Annotated in this window: 19 protein-coding genes; 13 read left to right on the forward strand and 6 right to left on the reverse strand. The window is 59.3% G+C overall.

Features of this window, described 5'->3' with window-relative positions:
- Positions 1–2: 2 nt before the first annotated feature.
- Genes ABGB15_RS05050 through hypA form a run of 3 tightly spaced genes read right to left on the reverse strand, consistent with a single transcriptional unit; the run spans position 3 to position 1,483 of the window.
- Positions 3–275 carry a HypC/HybG/HupF family hydrogenase formation chaperone gene (locus ABGB15_RS05050; RefSeq protein WP_152082032.1) on the reverse strand — a complete coding sequence of 91 codons (273 nt, stop codon included), beginning with the start codon at positions 273–275 and terminating at the stop codon, positions 3–5.
- Complete coding sequence (hypB, locus tag ABGB15_RS05055; protein ID WP_215722604.1) at positions 266–1,129, reverse strand: hydrogenase nickel incorporation protein HypB; 864 nt, start codon at positions 1,127–1,129, stop codon at positions 266–268. The genes ABGB15_RS05050 and hypB overlap by 10 nt, the downstream gene beginning before the upstream one ends.
- A 3-nt stretch (positions 1,130–1,132) precedes the next feature.
- On the reverse strand, positions 1,133–1,483 hold the full coding sequence (gene hypA / locus ABGB15_RS05060; protein ID WP_215722605.1) for a hydrogenase maturation nickel metallochaperone HypA: 351 nt from the start codon (positions 1,481–1,483) through the stop codon (positions 1,133–1,135).
- A gap of 211 nt (positions 1,484–1,694) precedes the next feature.
- On the opposite strand from hypA, the gene hycA reads away from it, so the two are divergent.
- The 9 genes from hycA (at position 1,695) to hycI (ending at position 9,473) form a co-directional block, all read left to right on the forward strand.
- Positions 1,695–2,159, forward strand: coding sequence for a formate hydrogenlyase regulator HycA (hycA, locus tag ABGB15_RS05065; RefSeq protein ID WP_152082029.1), 465 nt, complete (start codon positions 1,695–1,697; stop codon positions 2,157–2,159).
- Between the two features lie 70 nt (positions 2,160–2,229).
- A complete protein-coding gene (locus tag ABGB15_RS05070; protein ID WP_215722607.1) occupies positions 2,230–2,838 on the forward strand; it encodes a 4Fe-4S dicluster domain-containing protein in 609 nt (202 codons plus the stop codon).
- Positions 2,835–4,649: a formate hydrogenlyase subunit 3 gene (hycC, locus tag ABGB15_RS05075; RefSeq protein ID WP_215722608.1), complete on the forward strand. Its 1,815-nt coding sequence runs from the start codon at positions 2,835–2,837 to the stop codon at positions 4,647–4,649. Before ABGB15_RS05070 ends, hycC begins: the two co-directional genes overlap by 4 nt.
- Before the next feature lies 1 nt (position 4,650).
- A complete protein-coding gene (locus ABGB15_RS05080; RefSeq protein WP_215722609.1) occupies positions 4,651–5,574 on the forward strand; it encodes a respiratory chain complex I subunit 1 family protein in 924 nt (307 codons plus the stop codon).
- A 15-nt stretch (positions 5,575–5,589) separates the two neighbouring features.
- On the forward strand, positions 5,590–7,299 hold the full coding sequence (gene hycE, locus ABGB15_RS05085; protein ID WP_215722610.1) for a formate hydrogenlyase subunit HycE: 1,710 nt from the start codon (positions 5,590–5,592) through the stop codon (positions 7,297–7,299).
- A 9-nt stretch (positions 7,300–7,308) separates the two neighbouring features.
- Positions 7,309–7,851, forward strand: coding sequence for a formate hydrogenlyase complex iron-sulfur subunit (locus tag ABGB15_RS05090; RefSeq protein WP_215722611.1), 543 nt, complete (start codon positions 7,309–7,311; stop codon positions 7,849–7,851).
- Positions 7,851–8,618: an NADH-quinone oxidoreductase subunit B family protein gene (locus tag ABGB15_RS05095; protein ID WP_215722612.1), complete on the forward strand. Its 768-nt coding sequence runs from the start codon at positions 7,851–7,853 to the stop codon at positions 8,616–8,618. Before ABGB15_RS05090 ends, ABGB15_RS05095 begins: the two co-directional genes overlap by 1 nt.
- Positions 8,615–9,025, forward strand: coding sequence for a formate hydrogenlyase maturation HycH family protein (locus ABGB15_RS05100; protein ID WP_215722613.1), 411 nt, complete (start codon positions 8,615–8,617; stop codon positions 9,023–9,025). Before ABGB15_RS05095 ends, ABGB15_RS05100 begins: the two co-directional genes overlap by 4 nt.
- Positions 9,018–9,473 (forward strand): hydrogenase maturation peptidase HycI, encoded by a 456-nt coding sequence (gene hycI, locus ABGB15_RS05105; protein WP_215722614.1) that lies wholly within the window; start codon positions 9,018–9,020, stop codon positions 9,471–9,473. The genes ABGB15_RS05100 and hycI overlap by 8 nt, the downstream gene beginning before the upstream one ends.
- Positions 9,474–9,552: 79 nt before the next feature.
- Here hycI and ABGB15_RS05110 read toward each other — a convergent pair whose 3' ends face one another.
- Together ABGB15_RS05110 and ascF are read right to left on the reverse strand one after the other, a co-directional pair.
- Complete coding sequence (locus tag ABGB15_RS05110) at positions 9,553–10,977, reverse strand: 6-phospho-beta-glucosidase (RefSeq protein WP_215722615.1); 1,425 nt, start codon at positions 10,975–10,977, stop codon at positions 9,553–9,555.
- An 18-nt stretch (positions 10,978–10,995) separates the two neighbouring features.
- A complete protein-coding gene (gene ascF, locus ABGB15_RS05115) occupies positions 10,996–12,447 on the reverse strand; it encodes a PTS cellobiose/arbutin/salicin transporter subunit IIBC (protein WP_152082019.1) in 1,452 nt (483 codons plus the stop codon).
- Between the two features lie 213 nt (positions 12,448–12,660).
- Between ascF and ABGB15_RS05120 the strand changes: the two genes are divergently transcribed.
- From ABGB15_RS05120 to ABGB15_RS05135, 4 genes are all read left to right on the forward strand, one after another.
- Entirely contained in the window at positions 12,661–13,674 is a 1,014-nt protein-coding gene (locus ABGB15_RS05120) for a LacI family DNA-binding transcriptional regulator (protein WP_152082018.1), read from the forward strand.
- 133 nt (positions 13,675–13,807) lie between these two features.
- Positions 13,808–14,353 carry an electron transport protein HydN gene (hydN, locus tag ABGB15_RS05125; protein ID WP_152082017.1) on the forward strand — a complete coding sequence of 182 codons (546 nt, stop codon included), beginning with the start codon at positions 13,808–13,810 and terminating at the stop codon, positions 14,351–14,353.
- Between the two features lie 6 nt (positions 14,354–14,359).
- The gene (hypF, locus tag ABGB15_RS05130; RefSeq protein ID WP_215722616.1) at positions 14,360–16,576 is read left to right on the forward strand and encodes a carbamoyltransferase HypF; all 2,217 of its coding nucleotides are present in this window, start codon (positions 14,360–14,362) and stop codon (positions 16,574–16,576) included.
- Between the two features lies 1 nt (position 16,577).
- Entirely contained in the window at positions 16,578–17,600 is a 1,023-nt protein-coding gene (locus ABGB15_RS05135; protein ID WP_215722617.1) for a HoxN/HupN/NixA family nickel/cobalt transporter, read from the forward strand.
- Here ABGB15_RS05135 and ABGB15_RS05140 read toward each other — a convergent pair.
- Positions 17,573–19,240, reverse strand: a complete 1,668-nt coding sequence (locus tag ABGB15_RS05140; RefSeq protein ID WP_215722618.1) for an SgrR family transcriptional regulator — start codon at positions 19,238–19,240, stop codon at positions 17,573–17,575. The two genes, ABGB15_RS05135 and ABGB15_RS05140, sit on opposite strands and share 28 nt — an antisense overlap.
- Between the last annotated feature and the right edge of the window lie 27 nt (positions 19,241–19,267).

A 19,267-nucleotide genomic window follows, 5' to 3' on the forward strand; every position in this document is an offset into this window, starting at 1 on the left:
AGTTATCGCTCCTCGCCGTACAGCAGCGCCCCGACGTCAGGCTCCACGTCGAACATATTCTGCAGGGCGTCGAGCGTGTCGCGGGCTTCCGCTTCATTAATTACGCTCATGGCAAAACCCACATGTACCAGTACCCACTGGCCGAGACGTGACGTTCCGTTCTCATCAACGCTTCCCACCAGGGTCAAATCGACGTCGCGCAGTACGCCGCAAACGTCCACTCTGGCCTGATTCCCGTCGATGGCGTGAATGTGTCCGGGGACGCCTATGCACATCGTTCGTTCTCCAGCCAGTTGAGCCAGCTGTCCATGCCGTCACCGCGCGTGGCGGAGACCAGCAGGATCTCAATCTCCGGGTTCACTTCACGGGCGTATGCCAGGCATTTATCCACGTCAAAGTTCAGGTACGGCAGCAGGTCGACTTTGTTCAGCAGCATCAATGAAGCGGCGGCAAACATGTGCGGGTATTTCAGCGGTTTGTCTTCGCCTTCGGTCACTGAAAGCACCGCCACTTTATGCCGCTCACCCAGGTCGAAACTCGCCGGGCAAACCAGGTTGCCGACATTTTCAATAAACAGGATGCCATTATCCGCCAGCGGCAGGCGCGACGCGGCATCGGCAATCATCTGCGCGTCCAGGTGACAGCCTTTGCCGGTGTTGACCTGAATCGCCGGCGTGCCGGTTGCGCGAATACGCGCGGCATCGTTTACCGTCTGCTGATCGCCTTCGATCACCGCGCAAGGCGTGCGCGTGTTCAGGCGTTTGAGCGTCTCCGTGAGCAGCGTGGTTTTGCCGGAGCCAGGGCTGGAGACCAGGTTCAGCACCAGCTGTTTGCGGGCAGCAAAGCGAGCGCGGTTGCGGGCGGCGAGCTGGTTGTTTTTGTCCAGCACGTTGATTTCGACTTCCAGCATCTGACGCTGGCTGATCCCCGGTGCGTGGGTGCCCGCTGCGCCGTGACCATAATGCAGGTCACCTGCCGCGGATTGCTGAGGCGTAAAGGTGATGCCGGTCAGCGCCGCCGCAGGGCGTGGGGCGGGGGAAAAGGGCGCGGAGCGAAACGCGGAATGCGGGTGATGTTCATCCCCTTCGATATACAGGTTGCCTTCAGCGCAACCGCAGGTACTGCACATAAGTTACTCCTTCTCGATTTCGAGGCGTTGGATCTGCATGCCGTCATCCGCCACGATGCGCAGCCCGGTGCTCTGGCATTGTGGGCAGCGCTGAACCTTCGACGACAGCAGCGTGACGTACTGCTGACACTGCCCGCACCAGCACTCCGCCTGCTGCGCTTCAATATGCAGCTCACAGCCTTCCGCCAGCGTGCCGCGACACACCAGCTCAAAGCAGAAGGTGAGAGCGCTGGTCTCGACGCAGGAAAACGCCCCGACCTTCAGCCAGACGCCGGTGACGCGCTTCGCATGGTTTTGCACTGCCTGCTGCTCGATCAGTTCCAGAGCCCGCTGGCAGAGGGTGATTTCGTGCATGACGCCTCCTCAATGAATTGCGCCATTGAATGCAATAACGGTGCCAGCTTGATTTTTGTTAAGGCGTGACGATGTCAACGCTGTCGAAATGACACGTCGACACCGCGGCGTTGACAGCATCTTGATGAATAAAATCATTTAAAAACAAAGAATTGAAAATTGGCATGGAAACTGCTTAACAGCCGCTATCTCCATTAACCGGATACCTTTTATGACTATTTGGGAAATTAGCGAAAAAGCAGATTACATCGCACAGCGTCATCAGCAGTTACAGGAGCAGTGGCACCTCTACTGCAACTCCCTGGTCCAGGGGATCACCCTGTCGAAAGCCCGTCTTCATCACGCCATGAGCTGTGCGGCGCAGGGCGATATGCGCTTTGTGCTTTTTGGTCACTTCACGATTTTTGTCACCCTCGCAGACAGCTTCAACAGCCACACCATTGAGTATTACGTCGAGACGAAAGAGGGTGAAAAACAGTGTATTGCGCAGGCGCAGCTCATGGCCGATGGCATGGTGGACGGTCACGTCAGCAACCGCGATCGCCAGCAGGTGCTGGAGCACTATCTGGAAAAGATCGCGCCGGTTTACAACGGCCTCTACGCCGCCGTTGAGCATGATTTACCGATCAACCTGAAACAGCTGATGGACGGAAAAACATCAGCGAACGTGGCCTGATTACCGAGTGTCGAGAAGTGTCGATGAGACAGTTTTTCGTCAAAAATGACCATCACCTGAGGATTGCCCGGTGAACCGTTTTGTAATTGCTGACTCGACGGTCTGTATTGGCTGTCGAACCTGTGAGGCGGCGTGTTCGGAAACGCACCGCCTGCACGGGCTGCAGTCCATGCCGCGCCTGCGCGTCATGCGTAATGAAAAAGAGTCTGCCCCGCAGCTTTGCCATCACTGTGAAGATGCGCCGTGTGCGGGGGTCTGCCCTGTGAATGCCATCACCCGTGTCGAGGGCGCGGTGCAACTGAATGAAAGCCTGTGCGTCAGTTGCAAGCTGTGCGGCATTGCCTGTCCGTTTGGCGCGATTGAATTCTCCGGCAGCCGCCCGCTGCATATCCCGGCCAATGCCAATTCCCCGAAAGCGCCACCTGCGCCACCGGCTCCGGCACGCGTAAGTTCGCTGCTGGACTGGGTCCCCGGTGTGCGCGCCGTTGCGGTGAAGTGCGACCTGTGCAGCTTTGACGAACAGGGCCCGGCCTGCGTGCGCACCTGCCCGACCAAGGCGCTGATTCTGGTCAATATTCGCGATATCGCCCGCACCAGCAAACGTAAGCGCGAGCTGACGATCAATACCGATTACGGCGATCTTTCGCTGCTTCAGGCGTTAAATGAGGGGGCAAAATGAACGCGATAACCATGATAAACAGCGCGATCGCGTACTTTGTCGCCGCCGCCGTATTGTCTCTGATCTTCGCTTTCCATAAAACCCTGAGCGGGTGGATAGCCGGCATTGGCGGGGCGGTCGGCAGCCTGATGACGCTGGCGGCGGGAGCCGTCGTGTTGCTCAGTGGGCACTCCGCAGAAGCGGTGATTCCGTTGATCCGTCATACCGTTGAGCTCACGCCGCTGAACGCTATCTGGCTGGTGACGTTTGGCCTGTGCGGGCTGTTTATCAGCCTGTTCAATATTGACTGGCACCGTCATCAACACACTAAGGCTAACGGCCTGCTGGTTAACCTGCTGATGGCGGCGGCGGTCTGTAGCGTTATCGCCAGCAACCTCGGCGCGCTGGTGGTGATGGCCGAAATTATGGCCCTGTGCGGCGTGTTCCTGACGGGCTGTAGCGCCTCCGGCAAGCTGTGGTTTGCGCTTGGTCGCCTCGGCACGCTGCTGCTGGCGCTGGCCTGCTGGCGGGTGTGGCAGCGTTTCGGCACGCTCGATTTCGCCGCGCTCAACGGTCAAATGCTGGGGAGTGACGTCTGGCTGTTGGGCGTGGTGGGCTTTGGCCTGCTGGCCGGAATTATCCCGCTGCACGGCTGGGTACCGCAGGCGCACGCCAATGCCTCTGCACCTGCCGCCGCGCTGTTCTCCACCGTGGTGATGAAAGTCGGTCTATTCGGCATCCTGACCATTACGCTGACCGGCGGTCAGCCGCCGCTGTGGTGGGGCGTGGCGCTGCTGGTAGCAGGCATGATCACCGCGTTCGTCGGTGGGTTGTACGCGCTAATGGAACACAACATCCAGCGCCTGCTGGCGTACCACACCCTGGAAAACATCGGCATCATCCTGCTCGGTATTGGCGCGGGCGTCACCGGGCTGGCGCTCAACCAGCCTGCGCTGGTGGCGGCCGGGTTTATCGGGGGTCTCTATCACCTCATCAACCACAGCCTGTTCAAAAGCACCCTGTTCCTGGGGGCGGGCAGCGTCTGGTTCCGCACCGGGCATCGCGATATTGAAAAGCTCGGCGGCATCGGCAAAAAGATGCCGGTCATTTCACTTGCGATGCTGGTGGGGCTGATGGCAATGGCCGCGCTGCCGCCGCTGAACGGCTTTGCGGGCGAGTGGGTGATATACCAGTCCTTCTTCGCGCTCGGTCAGAGCGATGTGTTTGTTGCGCGTTTACTCGGCCCGCTGCTGGCGGTCGGCCTGGCGATCACCGGTGCGCTGGCGGTGATGTGTATGGCGAAGGTTTACGGTGTCACCTTCCTGGGCGCGCCGCGCACCCGCGAAGCGGAAAACGCCTGCTGTGCCCCGGTGCTGATGGCGATAAGCGTTGTCGCGCTGGCGCTGTGCTGCATCGCGGGCGGCGTGGCCGCGCCGTGGCTGCTGCCGCTGCTGGGGAACGCTATTCCGCTGCCGCTTGAAACGGCGAACACCACCGTCTCCCAGCCGATGATGGCACTGCTGCTGATTGCCGCGCCGCTGCTGCCGTTTGTGCTGATGCTGTTCTTCAAACGCGACCGTCTCGCCTCCCGCTCGCGCGGCGCGGCGTGGGCCTGCGGTTACGAGCACGAACAATCGATGGTCATCACCGCCCACGGTTTTGCCATGCCGGTGAAAGAGAACTTCGCTGCCGTGCTGAAACTGCGCCACTGGCTTAACCCGGTGGGATGGGTACCCGGCTGGCAAAGCGCTGCCGTGCCTGTGTTGTTCCGCCGTCTGGCGCTGATCGAGCTGGCGGTGCTGGTGGTGATTGTGATTTCACGAGGAGCCTGACATGAGTCTGTTACTGGCAATACTTCAGGCGCTGGTGTTATTTGCCGTTGCGCCGCTGCTTTCCGGAGTGAGCCGCGTGGCGCGCGCCCGAATGCACAACCGTCGCGGGCCCGGCGTGCTCCAGGAGTACCGCGATCTCTTCAAGCTGCTCTCTCGCCAGAGCGTCGCGCCGGATGCGGCAGGCTGGGTCTTCCGCCTGACACCGTTTGTGATGCTCGGCGTGATGCTGACCATCGCCACCGCGCTGCCGGTAGTGACGGTGGGTTCGCCGCTGCCCGCGTTGGGCGATCTGATTACGCTTATCTACCTCTTCGCTATCGCGCGCTTCTTCTTTGCGATTGCGGGTCTGGACACCGGGAGCCCGTTTACCGGTATCGGTGCCAGCCGCGAGGCGATGCTCGGCGTGCTGGTTGAGCCGATCCTGCTGCTGGGGCTGTGGGTCGCCGCGCAGGTCGCAGGCTCAACGCACATCAGCAATATCGCCGATACCGTCTACCACTGGCCGGTGGCTCGATCCATTCCTCTGGTTCTGGCGCTCTGCGCCTGCGCGTTCGCCACCTTTATCGAGATGGGCAAACTGCCATTCGACCTCGCGGAAGCCGAGCAGGAATTACAGGAAGGGCCGCTCACCGAATACAGCGGCTACGGCTTCGCGGTGCTGAAGTGGGGCATCAGCCTTAAACAGCTGGTGGTGCTGCAGATGTTTGTCGGCGTCTTCTTCCCGTGGGGGCAGATGACGCACTTCTCCGTGGGCGGTCTGGTGCTGGCGGTGGTGGCAGCTGCGCTCAAGCTGCTTATCGTCGTGCTGGTGATTGCCCTGTTTGAAAACAGCATGGCGCGCCTGCGTTTTGTCGCGACGTCACGCATCACCTGGGCCGGTTTTGGTTTTGCATTTTTAGCGTTCGTCTCCTTGCTGGTGGCGTGATTAAAGAGAGTTTTTATGTCTGAAGAAAAGAAAGGTCAGCAGTATCTCGCCGCGTTGCATCAGGCTTTTCCCGGCGTGGTGCTGGAGGAGTCCTGGCAAACCAAAGACCAGATCACGATTACCGTGAAGGTGAACTATCTGCCGGAGGTGGTGGAGTTTCTTTACTACCGGCAGGGCGGCTGGCTGTCGGTGCTGTTCGGTAACGACGAGCGCCAGCTGTGCGGGAGCTATGCGGTCTACTACGTGATGTCAATGGAGCAGGGCGAGAAGTGCTGGCTCACCGTGCGCGTGGAGGTCGACCCGAATAAGCCGGAGTATCCGTCCGTCACGCCGCGCGTGCCCGCCGCTGTCTGGGGTGAGCGCGAAGTGCGTGACATGTACGGCCTGGTGCCGGTGGGCCTGCCGGACGAGCGTCGTCTGGTGCTGCCGGACGACTGGCCGGATGAACTCTATCCGTTGCGTAAAGACAGCATGGACTATCGTCAGCGTCCGGCTCCGACCACCGACAGCGAAACCTACGAATTCATTAACGAACTCGGCAGCAAAAAGAACAATGTGGTGCCGATCGGTCCGCTACACGTCACCTCCGACGAACCGGGCCACTTCCGCCTGTTTGTTGACGGCGAAAACATTATCGACGCCGACTACCGTCTGTTCTATGTCCATCGCGGGATGGAAAAGCTGGCGGAAACCCGCATGGGCTACAACGAGGTGACGTTCCTCTCTGACCGCGTGTGCGGCATCTGCGGCTTCGCCCACAGCACCGCCTACACCACCTCGGTGGAAAACGGCATGGGGATCGTGGTGCCGGAACGCGCGCAGATGATCCGCGCCATTCTACTGGAGGTGGAGCGCCTGCATTCGCACCTGCTCAACCTCGGCCTGGCCTGCCATTTTGTCGGCTTCGACGCCGGGTTTATGCAGTTTTTCCGCGTGCGTGAAGCGTCCATGAAAATGGCGGAGATCCTCACCGGGGCGCGTAAAACCTACGGCCTGAACCTGATCGGCGGAATTCGCCGCGATCTGCTGAAAGACGACATGATCCAGACCCGTCAACTGGCGCAGCAGATGCGCCGCGACGTGCAGGAGCTGGTGGACATGCTGCTCAGTACGCCAAACATTGAGCAGCGTACCGTCGGCATTGGCCGTCTTGACCCGGAAATCGCCCGCGACTTCAGCAACGTTGGTCCGATGGTGCGCGCCAGTGGTCACGCCCGCGACACCCGCGCCGATCACCCGTTCGTTGGCTACGGCCTGCTGCCGATGACGGTACACAGCGAGCAGGGCTGTGACGTGATCTCGCGCCTGAAAGTACGTATCAACGAGGTATTCACTGCGCTGAACATGATCGACTTTGGCCTCGATAACCTGCCGGGTGGCCCGCTGATGGTGGAGGGCTTCACCTACATTCCAAACCGCTTTGCCCTCGGCTTTGCCGAAGCGCCGCGCGGGGATGACATCCACTGGAGCATGACCGGCGACAACCAGAAGCTCTACCGCTGGCGCTGCCGTGCGGCGACCTACGCCAACTGGCCGACCCTTCGCTATATGCTGCGCGGCAACACCGTTTCTGACGCGCCGCTGATCATCGGCAGCCTCGACCCGTGCTACTCCTGCACCGACCGCATGACCGTGGTGGATGTGCGTAAAAAGAAAAGCCAGGTGGTGCCGTACAAAGAGCTTGAGCGCTACAGCATCGAGCGTAAAAACTCGCCGCTGAAATAAGGACTCGCCATGTTTACCTTTATCAAAAAAGTGATCAAAACCGGCACGCAGACCAGCCGCTACCCGCTGGAGCCGATGCCGGTCGATAAAAACTTTCGCGGCAAGCCGGAGCACAACCCGCAGCAGTGCATCGGCTGCGCGGCCTGCGTCAACGCCTGCCCGTCGAATGCGCTGACGGTGGAAACAGACCTGAAAACAGGCGAGCTGGCCTGGCAGTTTAACCTCGGGCGCTGCATCTTCTGCGGCCGCTGCGAGGAGGTCTGCCCGACGGCCGCTATTCGTCTTTCGCAGGAGTACGAGCTGGCGGTGTGGAAAAAAGAAGACTTCCTTCAGCAGTCGCGCTTTGAACTCTGCAGCTGCCGCATCTGCCAGCGTCCGTTCGCCGTGCAAAAAGAGATCGACTACGCCATTGCCCTGCTGAAGCACAACGGTGACCTGCGTGCGGAGCATCACCGTGAAAGTTTTGAAACCTGCCCGGAATGCAAACGTCAGAAGTGCCTGTTGCCGTCTGACCGTATCGATATCACCCGCCATATGAGAGAGGCCAGCTAATGGAAAATTTACTCGGCCCACGCGACAACAACGGCATTCCGGTGCCAATGACGGTGGATGAATCCATCGCCAGCATGAAGACGTCGCTGCTGAAAAAAATCAAACGCTCGGCCTACGTTTATCGCGTGGACTGCGGCGGCTGCAACGGCTGCGAGATTGAGATCTTCGCCACGCTGTCGCCACTGTTTGACGCCGAACGCTTCGGCATCAAAGTGGTGCCGTCCCCGCGCCATGCGGACATTCTGCTGTTTACCGGTGCCGTCACCCGCGCGATGCGCTCGCCTGCGTTGCGCGCCTGGCAATCTGCCCCCGACCCGAAAATCTGTATCTCTTACGGTGCCTGTGGCAACAGCGGCGGCATCTTCCATGACCTCTATTGCGTCTGGGGCGGCACCGACAAAATCGTGCCGGTGGATGTTTACATTCCAGGCTGCCCGCCGACGCCTGCTGCGACGCTGTACGGCTTTGCGATGGCGCTCGGTCTGCTGGAGCAGAAAATCCACGCCCGTGAACCTGGCGAGCTTGATAATCAGCCCGCCGCGATCCTGCACCCGGACATGGTCCAGCCGCTGCGCGTGAAAGTTGACCGCACGGCGCGCAGGCTGGCGGGCTACCGCTACGGGCGTCAGATTGCCGATGATTATCTGCGCCTGCTCAGCCAGGGCGACCATCAGGTGGCGCGCTGGCTGGAGGCGGAGAACGATCCGCGTCTGAATGAGATTGTGGCGAACCTGAACAGCATTGTGGATGAGGCGCGTATCCGATGAGTGAAACGGTGGTGTTCAGTCAGCTGAGCCGTAAATTTATTGATGAGAACGATGCCACGCCGGATGCGGCGCAGCAGGTGGTCTATTACAGCCTGGCGATTGGCCACCACCTGGGGGTGATCGACTGCCTGGAGGCGGCGTTAAGCTGCCCGTGGCCGGCGTATCTGGCGTGGATCGCCACGCTGGAGGAGGGCAGCACGGCGCGGCGCAAAATGGAAGGCGTGCCGAAGTATGGCGAAATCGTGATCGACGCTAATCATATCGCGATGCTCGCCAACGCGTTTGATGCCGCACTGAATAAGCAAACCCCCGAGCAGCAGGCGTGGAGCAAAACGTTGCTTAGCATGCTGCACGATATTCATCAGGAGAGCGCCATCTACCTGATGGTGAGGAGACTACGTGACTGACGTTTTACTGTGTGTCGGCAACAGCATGATGGGCGACGACGGTGCGGGCCCGCTGCTGGCAGAGATGTGCGCCGCAAACCCGCAGGGCAACTGGGTGGTGATTGACGGCGGCAGCGCGCCGGAAAATGACGTGGTCGCCATCCGCGAACTGCGTCCGGACAGGCTGTTAATCGTGGATGCTACCGACATGGGGCTCAACCCCGGCGAGATCCGCCTGATTGACCCGGACGACATCGCCGAAATGTTTATGATGACCACCCACAATATGCCGCTCAACTACCTTGTCGATCAGATTAAGGACGACGTGGGCCAGGTGCTGTTTTTGGGCATTCAACCGGATATCGTCGGGTTTTATTATCCGATGACGCCGCCGGTAAAAGAGGCGGTGGAGGAGGTTTATTCACGGCTTGCGGGGTGGGTTGGGGACGGGGGTTTTTCTCAGCTCTGAGCAGCGCCCGGTGGCGCTGCGCTTACCGGGCCTACAAAACCGTAGGCCGGGTAAGGCGAAGCCGCCACCCGGCAACAGGCTACTCCAGATCCGCCCCGTTACTCGCAATCACCTTCTTATACCACCAGAACGACTTCTTGCGTTTTCTGTCCAGCGTGCCGTTACCGGCGTCGTCCCGGTCAACGTACACAAACCCGTAGCGCTTGCTCATCTCGCCCGTTGACGCCGCCACCAGGTCGATACAGCCCCAGGTGGTGTAGCCCATCAGCGGTACGCCGTCTTCAATCGCATCGCCCATCGCGCGGATATGCTCGCGCAGATAGCTGATACGGTAGTCGTCGTTGATCTCGCCGTTTTCATCAATGACGTCCTTCGCGCCCAGCCCGTTTTCCACCAGGAACAGCGGCTTCTGGTAGCGGTCGTACATCATGTTCATGGTGATGCGCAGGCCGAGCGGGTCAATACCCCAGCCCCATTCGCTCACCTGAATATGCGGGTTACGTAAAGATTTCACGATGTTCGCCGCACTGGTGTTGCCCGCGTTCATATCCGCCGAGGCGCAGCGCGAGGCGTAATAACTGAACGAGACAAAATCGACGGTGTTCTTCAGCAACTCGTCGTCGCCAGGGTCTTTAACAATCACCACCCCTTTTTCGCGGAACACGCGGGCAGAGTAAGCCGGGTAGCTGCCGCGCGCCTGCACGTCGATAAAGAACAGGTTCTCGCGGTCTTTCTCCAGCGCCGTCCACACGTCTTCCGGCTTGCAGGAGTACGGGTAAAAATTGCCGCCCGCCAGCATACAGCCGACCTGGTTTTCCGGGTTGACCTCGTGAGCGATTTTTGTCGCCAGCGCGCTCGCCACCAGCTCGTGGTGTGCGGCCTGGTATTTCACCTGATCTTCGTTTTCGCCTTCTTCAAACACCAGCCCCGCACCGGAGAACGGGCTGTGCAGCATGATGTTGATTTCGTTGAAGGTCAGCCAGTATTTCACCAGCCCGTTAAATTCCTCAAAGCAGGTGCGGGCGTAGCGGGCGAAAAAATCGACCATTTTGCGGTTGCGCCACGATCCGTATTCCGTCACCAGGTGCATTGGCACGTCGAAGTGGCACAGCGTCACCAGCGGCTCAATGTTGTACTTTTTGCACTCCTCGAACACCGCGCGGTAGAAGGCAATACCCTCTTTGTTCGGCAGCGGTTCGTCGCCGTTCGGGTAGAGTCGGCTCCAGGCAATCGAGGTGCGGAACACGGTAAAACCCATCTCCGCCATCAGGGCGATGTCTTCTTTGTAGCGATGGTAAAAATCAATCGCCTCGTGGCTTGGGTAAAACTCGTCGTCACGCAACGAAAACCGTTTTTCCTTCCCGACCTTCACCGCCAGGCGGTTGGCACCGTGGGGGATCATATCGACCGTGGTCAGCCCCTTGCCGCCTTCGCGGTATGCGCCTTCACTCTGGTTGGCGGCCAGTGCGCCGCCCCATAAAAATCCTTGTGGAAAAACAGACATTTTTACCTCGCTTTCAAATTATGCTTGTGCTGCTTTGGCCTGAACCGGTGCGGTTTGCAGGGCACGTGCTTTTTCAGCTTCGTCTTCGACCGGGATATCCTCAAAACCTAATATCAGAGTCAGAACAAACGAGAGCACAACCGCCAGGCCCATTACGCCAAACACCCAGACGATAGTCATCGGGTTGGCCGGGTCGAAGAACTGTACGCTGGTGAACAGCCCCGGAGCCGCCATTGAGTGGCTGGCAAGCCCTGCCATTCCGGCTACCGCGCCGCAGATAAAGCCGCTGATCAGGCTCGCAATTAACGGGCGTTTCAGACGTACCGCGACGCCGTACAGGGCCGGTTCAGAAATGCCCGCCATAATGGCAGAGGCTGCCGCCGCCAGCGCCGTCTGGCGCAGTTCCGGGTTTTTGGTTTTCCACGCTACCGCCAGCGAGGAGCCGCCGAGCGACAGGTTCGCGCCGATTTCCGACGGCATCACCATCCCTTCTTTGCCCGTTTCGGCAATGGTCTGAATGATAGTCGGCGTAAACACGCGGTGCATACCGGTCATCACCAGCAGCGGCCACAGCGCGCCCATAATCGCCACGGAGAGCCAGCCCAGATAGCCGTGAATGGTGTACACCAGCGCAGAGATGGCGCTACCGATCCAGATGCCCAGCGGCCCAATCAGCACGATGGCGAGCGGGGCGGCAATCAACACGATCAGCATCGGTTTGAGGAAGTTTTTGGTTACGGCTGGCGTGATGCGATCGACCCAGCGTTCGATGTACGACAGGCACCAGGTCATCACCAGCGCCGGGATCACCGTGTAGGTGTATTTCACCGCCGTTACCGGAATTAAGGCGAACTCTACGTGTTCACCCTGAGCCGCTTTCGCCATCAGCTCGATAAAGCTCGGATGCACCAGTACGCCTGCAATGGCAATCGCCAGCGACATGTTGGTTTTGAATTTCACCGCCGCGGAAGCCGCCACCATCAGCGGCAGGAAGAAGAACGCGCCGTCACCGATCACCGTCAGAATGGTGAGCGTCGGCGCGCCTTTTTCCAGCACACCAGTCATCTCAAGGATCATCGCCAGCAGCTTGACCATCGAGCCACCGATGATCGCCGGGATCAGCGGGGACATGGTGCCGATCAGCGCATCAAGTATCCCGGCACCCATGCGTTTAAGCGTCATTTTTTTTGGGCCTTCCGGCACGGCAGGCTGCAGGTCGGTTGGCAGCAGGCTCACCACTTCGCGGTACGCCTGAGAAACGGTGTTGCCAATGATCACCTGGCACTGGTTGTCGCTGCGCACCACGCCGAGCACACCGTTGATACTTTTCAGACGCGCGGCATCGGTGAGGCTTTCGTCTTTCAGGACGAAACGCAGACGCGTCATGCAGTGAGTGACGGCGACGATGTTGTCTTTGCCGCCAAGCGCGCTGACAACGTCGTTCGCCAGCGCGGCATAATTTTTGGCCATCGGATGTGATCCTGTTATCGTTGTGAGAAATGTAGGAAACCGGTTCCACATAATCATCATGAGTTTCATTGAATGAAACAAGATCGCTTTTTATGCATTTTTTTGTTTCGTGATGATGATCACTTTGAGTGACTCAAAGCGTGATATCGCCGCTGCGACAATTATTCTGTGGTGCAGTACACTGCGCCCATCAGTTTCAAAGGGAATAACAACATGACCACGATGCTGGAAGTGGCGAAACGGGCAGGCGTTTCGAAAGCGACGGTTTCAAGGGTACTGTCGGGGAATGGCTACGTCAGCCAGGAGACCAAAGATCGGGTGTTTCAGGCCATCGAAGAGAGCGGTTATCGCCCGAATTTGCTGGCGCGAAACCTGGCAACGAAACGTACCCAGACGCTGGGGCTGGTAGTGACCAACACCCTCTATCACGGCGTTTATTTTAGCGAACTGCTGTTCCACGCCGCGCGAATGACGGAAGAGAAGGGGCGGCAGCTGATCCTGGCGGACGGCAAGCACAGCGCCGATGAAGAGCGCGAGGCGATCCAGTACCTGCTCGATATGCGCTGCGATGCGGTGATCATCTACCCGCGCTTCCTGAGCGTGGAGGAGATGGACGATATCGTTGAGAAATGCGAGCAGCCGATTATGGTTCTCAACCGCCGCCTGCGGAAAAACAGCAGCCACAGCGTCTGGTCGGATCATAAAGCCTCCTGCCGGGAGGCGGTGTCGCAGCTGATCGAAAAAGGGCACCGCGACATCGCGTTTATCACCGGTTCGCTGGATTCCCCCACCGGGGTTGAGCGTCTCTCCGGCTATAAAGACGCACTGGCGCAGCACCGTATCCCGCTGCGTGAAACGCTGATCGCCGAAGGAAAGTGGAACCCGGCCAGCGGTGCGGCGGCGGTTTCTGAGCTGCTATCCCGCGGTGAAACCTTTACGGCGCTGGTCGCGAGCAACGACGATATGGCGATCGGTGCCATGAAACAACTTCACGACAGCGGGGTTGCCACCCCAGACGCGGTGTCGGTGATTGGCTTCGACGATGTGGCCATAGCGCCATACATCGTGCCGTCTCTTTCCAGCGTTCGTATTCCGGTGACGGAGATGATCAAAGAGACCATCAGTCGCCTGATCTTCATGCTCGACGGTGGTGAGTTTAAATATCAACAAACGTTCTCTGGCGAGCTGATCCTGCGCGATTCTGTTATCGCAGGCCCGCACTGCTGACGTCGACAGCTGTCATCGTCACTTCTGACGATGACAGCACGGCCTCTTCTTTTTAATCTCAATAAATCAAGACGTTAAAAACTGGCACGGTTTATGAATAGCTCCGCGCATGACTGTTATGCTGGAGAAGCAGATGAACCGTTTTATGATGGCCGATGCCAGTAAGTGTATTGGTTGCCGGACCTGTGAAGTCGCATGTGTTGTATCTCATCAGGCGGAGCAGGATTGCGCCTCCCTGACCCCGGACACTTTCCTGCCGCGCATTCACGTGATTAAGGGCGTGAACATTTCGACAGCAGCGATTTGCCGCCAGTGCGAAGATGCGCCGTGCGCGAATGTCTGCCCAAACGGGGCGATTAAACGTGAAAAAGGGTTTGTGCATGTGATGCAGGAGCGCTGCATTGGCTGCAAAACCTGTGTGGTGGCCTGCCCGTATGGTGCGATGGAGGTGGTTGTTCGCCCGGTCGTGCGCAACAGCGGTCTCGGCCTGAGCGTGCGCGCGGAGAAGGCCGAAGCCAACAAATGCGACCTCTGCTACCATCGTGAAGCCGGACCGGCCTGCATGGAAGCCTGTCCGACACACGCGCTGGTCTGCGTGGATCGCGATAAACTTGAGCAGATGAGCGCCGAAAAACGCCGTCGCGCGGCGTTCGACACCTCGTCGTCACTGCTGTTTTAAGCCGCGATGGGCAGTAACGGCATACAGTTGCGGGTGCGCGGCAAAGTGCAGGGCGTCGGATTTCGGCCCTTCGTCTGGCAGCTGGCGCATCAGCTTCAGCTAGCGGGCGATGTTTGCAACGATGGAGAAGGCGTGCTGGTACGCCTCGCGGGTAAGGGTGGGGCCTTTATCACAAGGCTGCGCCAGGGCTGCCCACCGCTGGCGCGTATTGATGAAATAGACTCTCAGCCTTTTAACTGGGCAACGCTGCCAGACGAATTCACCATCCGTCACAGCGCGAGTGGGGCGATGGACACGCAAATTGTGCCGGATGCCGCCACCTGCCCCGCATGCCTGGCAGAGATGCGCGATCCTCGCGAGCGCCGTTATCGCTATCCGTTTATCAACTGCACCCACTGCGGCCCGCGTTTTACCATTATCCGCGCAATGCCCTATGACCGTCCGGCCACGGCAATGGCACCGTTCCCGCTTTGTGTGCCTTGTGAAACGGAGTACCGCAACCCTGCCGACCGGCGCTTTCACGCGCAGCCGGTCGCCTGCCCGGACTGTGGTCCGGAGCTTGAATGGCGTTCGGGAGATAAACGTGCCACGCGTGAACAGGCGCTGAGCGCGGCGGTCGCGATGTTAAAAGGCGGCGGCATTGTGGCGGTCAAAGGATTGGGCGGTTTTCACCTCGCCTGCGATGCGCTCAACCCACATGCGGTAGCAAAACTGCGGTCACGTAAACAGCGCCCGGCGAAGCCGCTGGCGGTGATGATCCCGCAGGCGGATAACCTGCCGGCGTCGGTTCAGACGCTGTTACGCGCTCCTGCCGCTCCCATTGTGCTTACGCCAAAAACGTGTCTGCCTGCGTTTCCTGAGGCGATTGCGCCAGGTCTGGGCTGCATTGGTGTCATGCTGCCTGCGAACCCGCTGCAACATCTGTTGATGATGGATTGCCCGCACCCGCTGGTGATGACCTCCGGCAATCTCAGCGGTCGCCCGCCCGCCATTGGTAATCAGCAGGCGCTGGAAGAACTTTCGGAGATCGCTGACGGCTTTCTGCTGCACAATCGCGACATCCTGCTGCGGATGGATGATTCGGTGATGGATGATGACGGTGCGATCCTGCGTCGTGCGCGCGGTTTCGTGCCGGATGCTATCACTTTACCCACCGGTTTTAGCAATATCCCCGCTATGTTGTGCACTGGCGCAGAGATGAAAAACACCTTCTGCCTGGTGCGCGGGAACCAGGCGGTGCTGAGCCAGCACTTCGGCGATCTCAGTGACGAAGGCGTTGACGCGCAGTGGCGCTCAGCGCTGTCGGTCATGCAGCAGATCTATGCTTTTCAGCCGGAGCGCGTCGTGTGCGATGCTCATCCGGGATACCGCGCTCGCCAGTGGGCGGAAACGCAGGCGTTGCCTGTCGAAACCGTCCTGCATCACCACGCTCACGCAGCCGCATGCCTGGCAGAAAACGGCTGGCCGCTCGACGGCGGGGATGTTATCGCGTTAACGCTGGATGGGATCGGCATGGGCGAAAACGGCGCGCTGTGGGGCGGCGAGTGTCTGCGGGTGAATTATCTTGAGTGCGAACATCTGGGCGGACTGCCTGCCGTGGCGCTGCCGGGTGGCGATCTGGCGGCCAGGCAGCCGTGGCGTAATCTTCTCGCCCACTGCCTGGCGTTTGTGCCTGGCTGGCAGCAGTATCCGGAAACGCACGTTGTTCAGCGGCAAAACTGGCCGCTGCTGGCGACGGCGATTTCTCGTGGTATAAATGCGCAACTGGCCTCGTCCTGTGGTCGCCTGTTTGACGCGGTGGCCTGTGCATTGGGCATTGAAACACAAACCTATGAAGGCGAAGCGGCGTGCAGGCTGGAAACGCTGGCAGCAACATGCGCAGGCGTAAAACACCCCGTCACCCTGTCGGTGGATAATCTTGCGCTTTTCTGGCAACAGTGGCTGGGCTGGCAGGCGGCCCCCTGCGAGCGCGCATGGGCGTTTCATGATGCGCTGGCAAAAGGGCTGGCGGACCTCGCTGCGCGCCATGCCCGACGTTTATCGCTGTCGACAATCTGCCTCAGCGGTGGCGTGTTACATAACCGCCTGCTGCGCGCGCGCCTGCGCCATTACCTCTCTGACTTTACGCTTCTTTTTCCTCATCATCTGCCTGCGGGTGACGGGGCGATTTCCTTCGGGCAGGCAGTGGTTGTCGCTGCCCGGTCATGTTCACAAAGGACTTAAAATGTTACGACTCTTACGCAATGAACCTCGCGCAGCGTTCCTGCTGCTGGCTCTGATAATGGCCAACCTGCTGGCCTGGGGATGGGCGTGGAAAACCTTCAGCGGCAGCACGGCGCTGATGGCGGCAAGCCTGCTGGCCTGGTGCTATGGCCTGCGTCATGCGGTTGATGCGGACCATATTGCGGCGATTGATACCGTCACTCGTAAGATGATGCAGCAGGGCAAGCGTCCATCCGGCGTGGGTGCGTGGTTTTCCCTCGGACATTCCACCATCGTAGTGCTGGCCTCCATTGCTATTGCCGCTACCGCCACGGCGTTTCAGAAAAACATGGCCTGGTTCCACGAAACCGGCAGCCTGATTGGCACCGCCGTTTCAGCCACTTTCCTGCTGGCGATGGCGCTGGTCAATATGGTGATTTTGCGTGGCGTCTGGCGCAGTTTTCAGGCGCTGAAAAAGGGACGCGCGGTCAGCAGTGATACGACGCTTCCGGTTCAGGGTGGGGTGATGAACTGGCTGTTTGGTGCGACCTTTCGCCTGGTGAACAAGAGCTGGCAGATGTACCTGGTTGGCTTCCTGTTTGGGCTGGGTTTTGATACCGCCACAGAAATTGGTGTGCTGGGGATCTCCGCCGCCAGCGCCTCCAGTGGCATGTCGGTGTGGTCGATTATGATCTTCCCGGCACTTTTTGCCAGCGGAATGGCGCTGGTGGATACCCTGGATAACTTATTGATGGTGGGCGCTTATGGCTGGGCGTTTAACAAACCGCAGCGCAAGCTCTACTACAACATGACCATCACCGGCACATCGGTAGTGGTGGCGCTGTTTATCGGCGGGCTGGAAGCGCTGGGTCTGCTGATGGATAAATTCTCCCTCAGCGGCGGCGTCTGGGATTTCATTGGTGCGGTTAATGATAACCTGGGCAACGCCGGATTCGTGGTGGTCGGGCTGTTTGTCGCCTGCTGGCTGATCTCTATGGTCAACTACCGCTGGCGCGGCTACGATGCGCTGGTAGTGCGTTCCTGACCAGAAGGTAGCCAGGCGCGCGTGAAATCAAGCCAGCCACCGGCGGTGAGCACAATATCCTGCACATTTTCCATGGTATTGATGCGGTAGCGATAGTGAAACAGCGGCGTACACGCGCCGCTTTCCAGTAAATGCCGGAAGAAGGGGGCCAGATTGCGATCCAGACTCTCCTCGCTCTCGCAGTATGCCATCAGTTTCTGCTTCTCTTCATCCCACACTTTTTCCCCCAGTGCCGTGGCCCACGCCGGTTCGTCGGTAAACCACTCTGCCAGAGCAAAACCGGGTAGCTCGCCCGCCAGATAGTCGCCAAGCAGGAGATCGGCTTTTTCCAGGGCTTCGGGGGCATGCCATTCGTCACGATCCTTCCAGGCGATGATCAGCTCACAGCCCTGTTTTTTGAGATGCGTGCGCAATGTGTCGCTCAGTTCACGCAGTTCCGGTGTGTGGTAGCAGACCAGCGTGAGTGTTTTGGGAAGTGGCACGTCAGGTATGACCGGAGAACGAGGCGTGTTAAGGCCAGGAAGAATTTCCGTGCGGGTTTCCAGATCGTTCCGGTGGGAAAATTTTTGCTGATTAATCGTCTGGATCGCCTGGCGCAGCCAGATTGCCTGCGGCAGGGGAAGATTTGCATTCATCATCAACCAGGCGAATCCACCGCTGGTGGAAGTCGCAGCCTCCTGCGCGTTCTGTCCTTTTCCGACGGTTATCCACGCGGGTTTTTGCGCCTCAGTACGGGTTCGCCAGAATTCAATCGCGTGCAGGAGTGGATGGGCAGCAAAGTACCAGGGCTGCCGCTCAAGGCGCAGATAATGCGAATGGTGATGGGCGATAGCAAAAGGCCCGGCACCGATATCCGGCTGCTGCGGATGCGGCAGACGGCAAACGTGATGGGCGAGGCGGTGTGCCAGCATCGCGTCAGGCGTGTCCAGCGTGATCTCCAGATACCAGGGGGCGACCAGCGACACGCGCTGGACATGTTTTAACCCTGCGTTACGAGCCGGGTCCGTGAGCATCTGTTGCAGCGCAAACAGAATATCGCCATCACTGATGGGCTGTCCGTTATGCCAGTGAGCGCCGCTACGCAGATAAAAATGCCAGCAGCGTTTGTCATCGCTGGCATCCCAGTGGTGAGCTAAATCGGGGAGCGGTTGTGGCTGACCGGGAGCATAGCGCGTCAGACCTGCGTGAACCGCACAGATGATATGCTGCTCAGCGCGACGCCGCTGCAACGCCGGGTGAAGTGAGGTCAACGGGCGATACCACGGAATGCGTAATGTCGGCTGGTGCTTGAGCCACTTGCCACCAAGAAACGGCGTAATAATGTGGTGGAGGCTCGCCGGATCGCCATCGGCCAGTTGCAGGGCGCTCTGATAATCCCCTTTCTCAAGGCAGGCATGCATTAACGGCGCGCTGAGTTCGCTGGTGGTCGCCAGGCAATGCAATAGGGCGCGGTGCCCGCGCCCCGGTTGTGCATTCCAGCTTAGCCATCCACTTTGTGCAAGCTGGCGCAGCAGCGTGCGGGCATGGCGTTCACTGCACAGCGCCACCTCGGCAACTTCAGCAATGGTCGTGGGCTTTGGCTCTGCACCGTAGTGCTGATAAAGCCGTTGATACTGACGGATTTTTTGAAGCTGTCGCATGCGGCGTACCGGTAATAAGAGAGGGAT

The organism is Enterobacter sp. MALB-1, from assembly GCF_041021625.1.
GTDB lineage: Bacteria > Pseudomonadota > Gammaproteobacteria > Enterobacterales > Enterobacteriaceae > Enterobacter > Enterobacter oligotrophicus.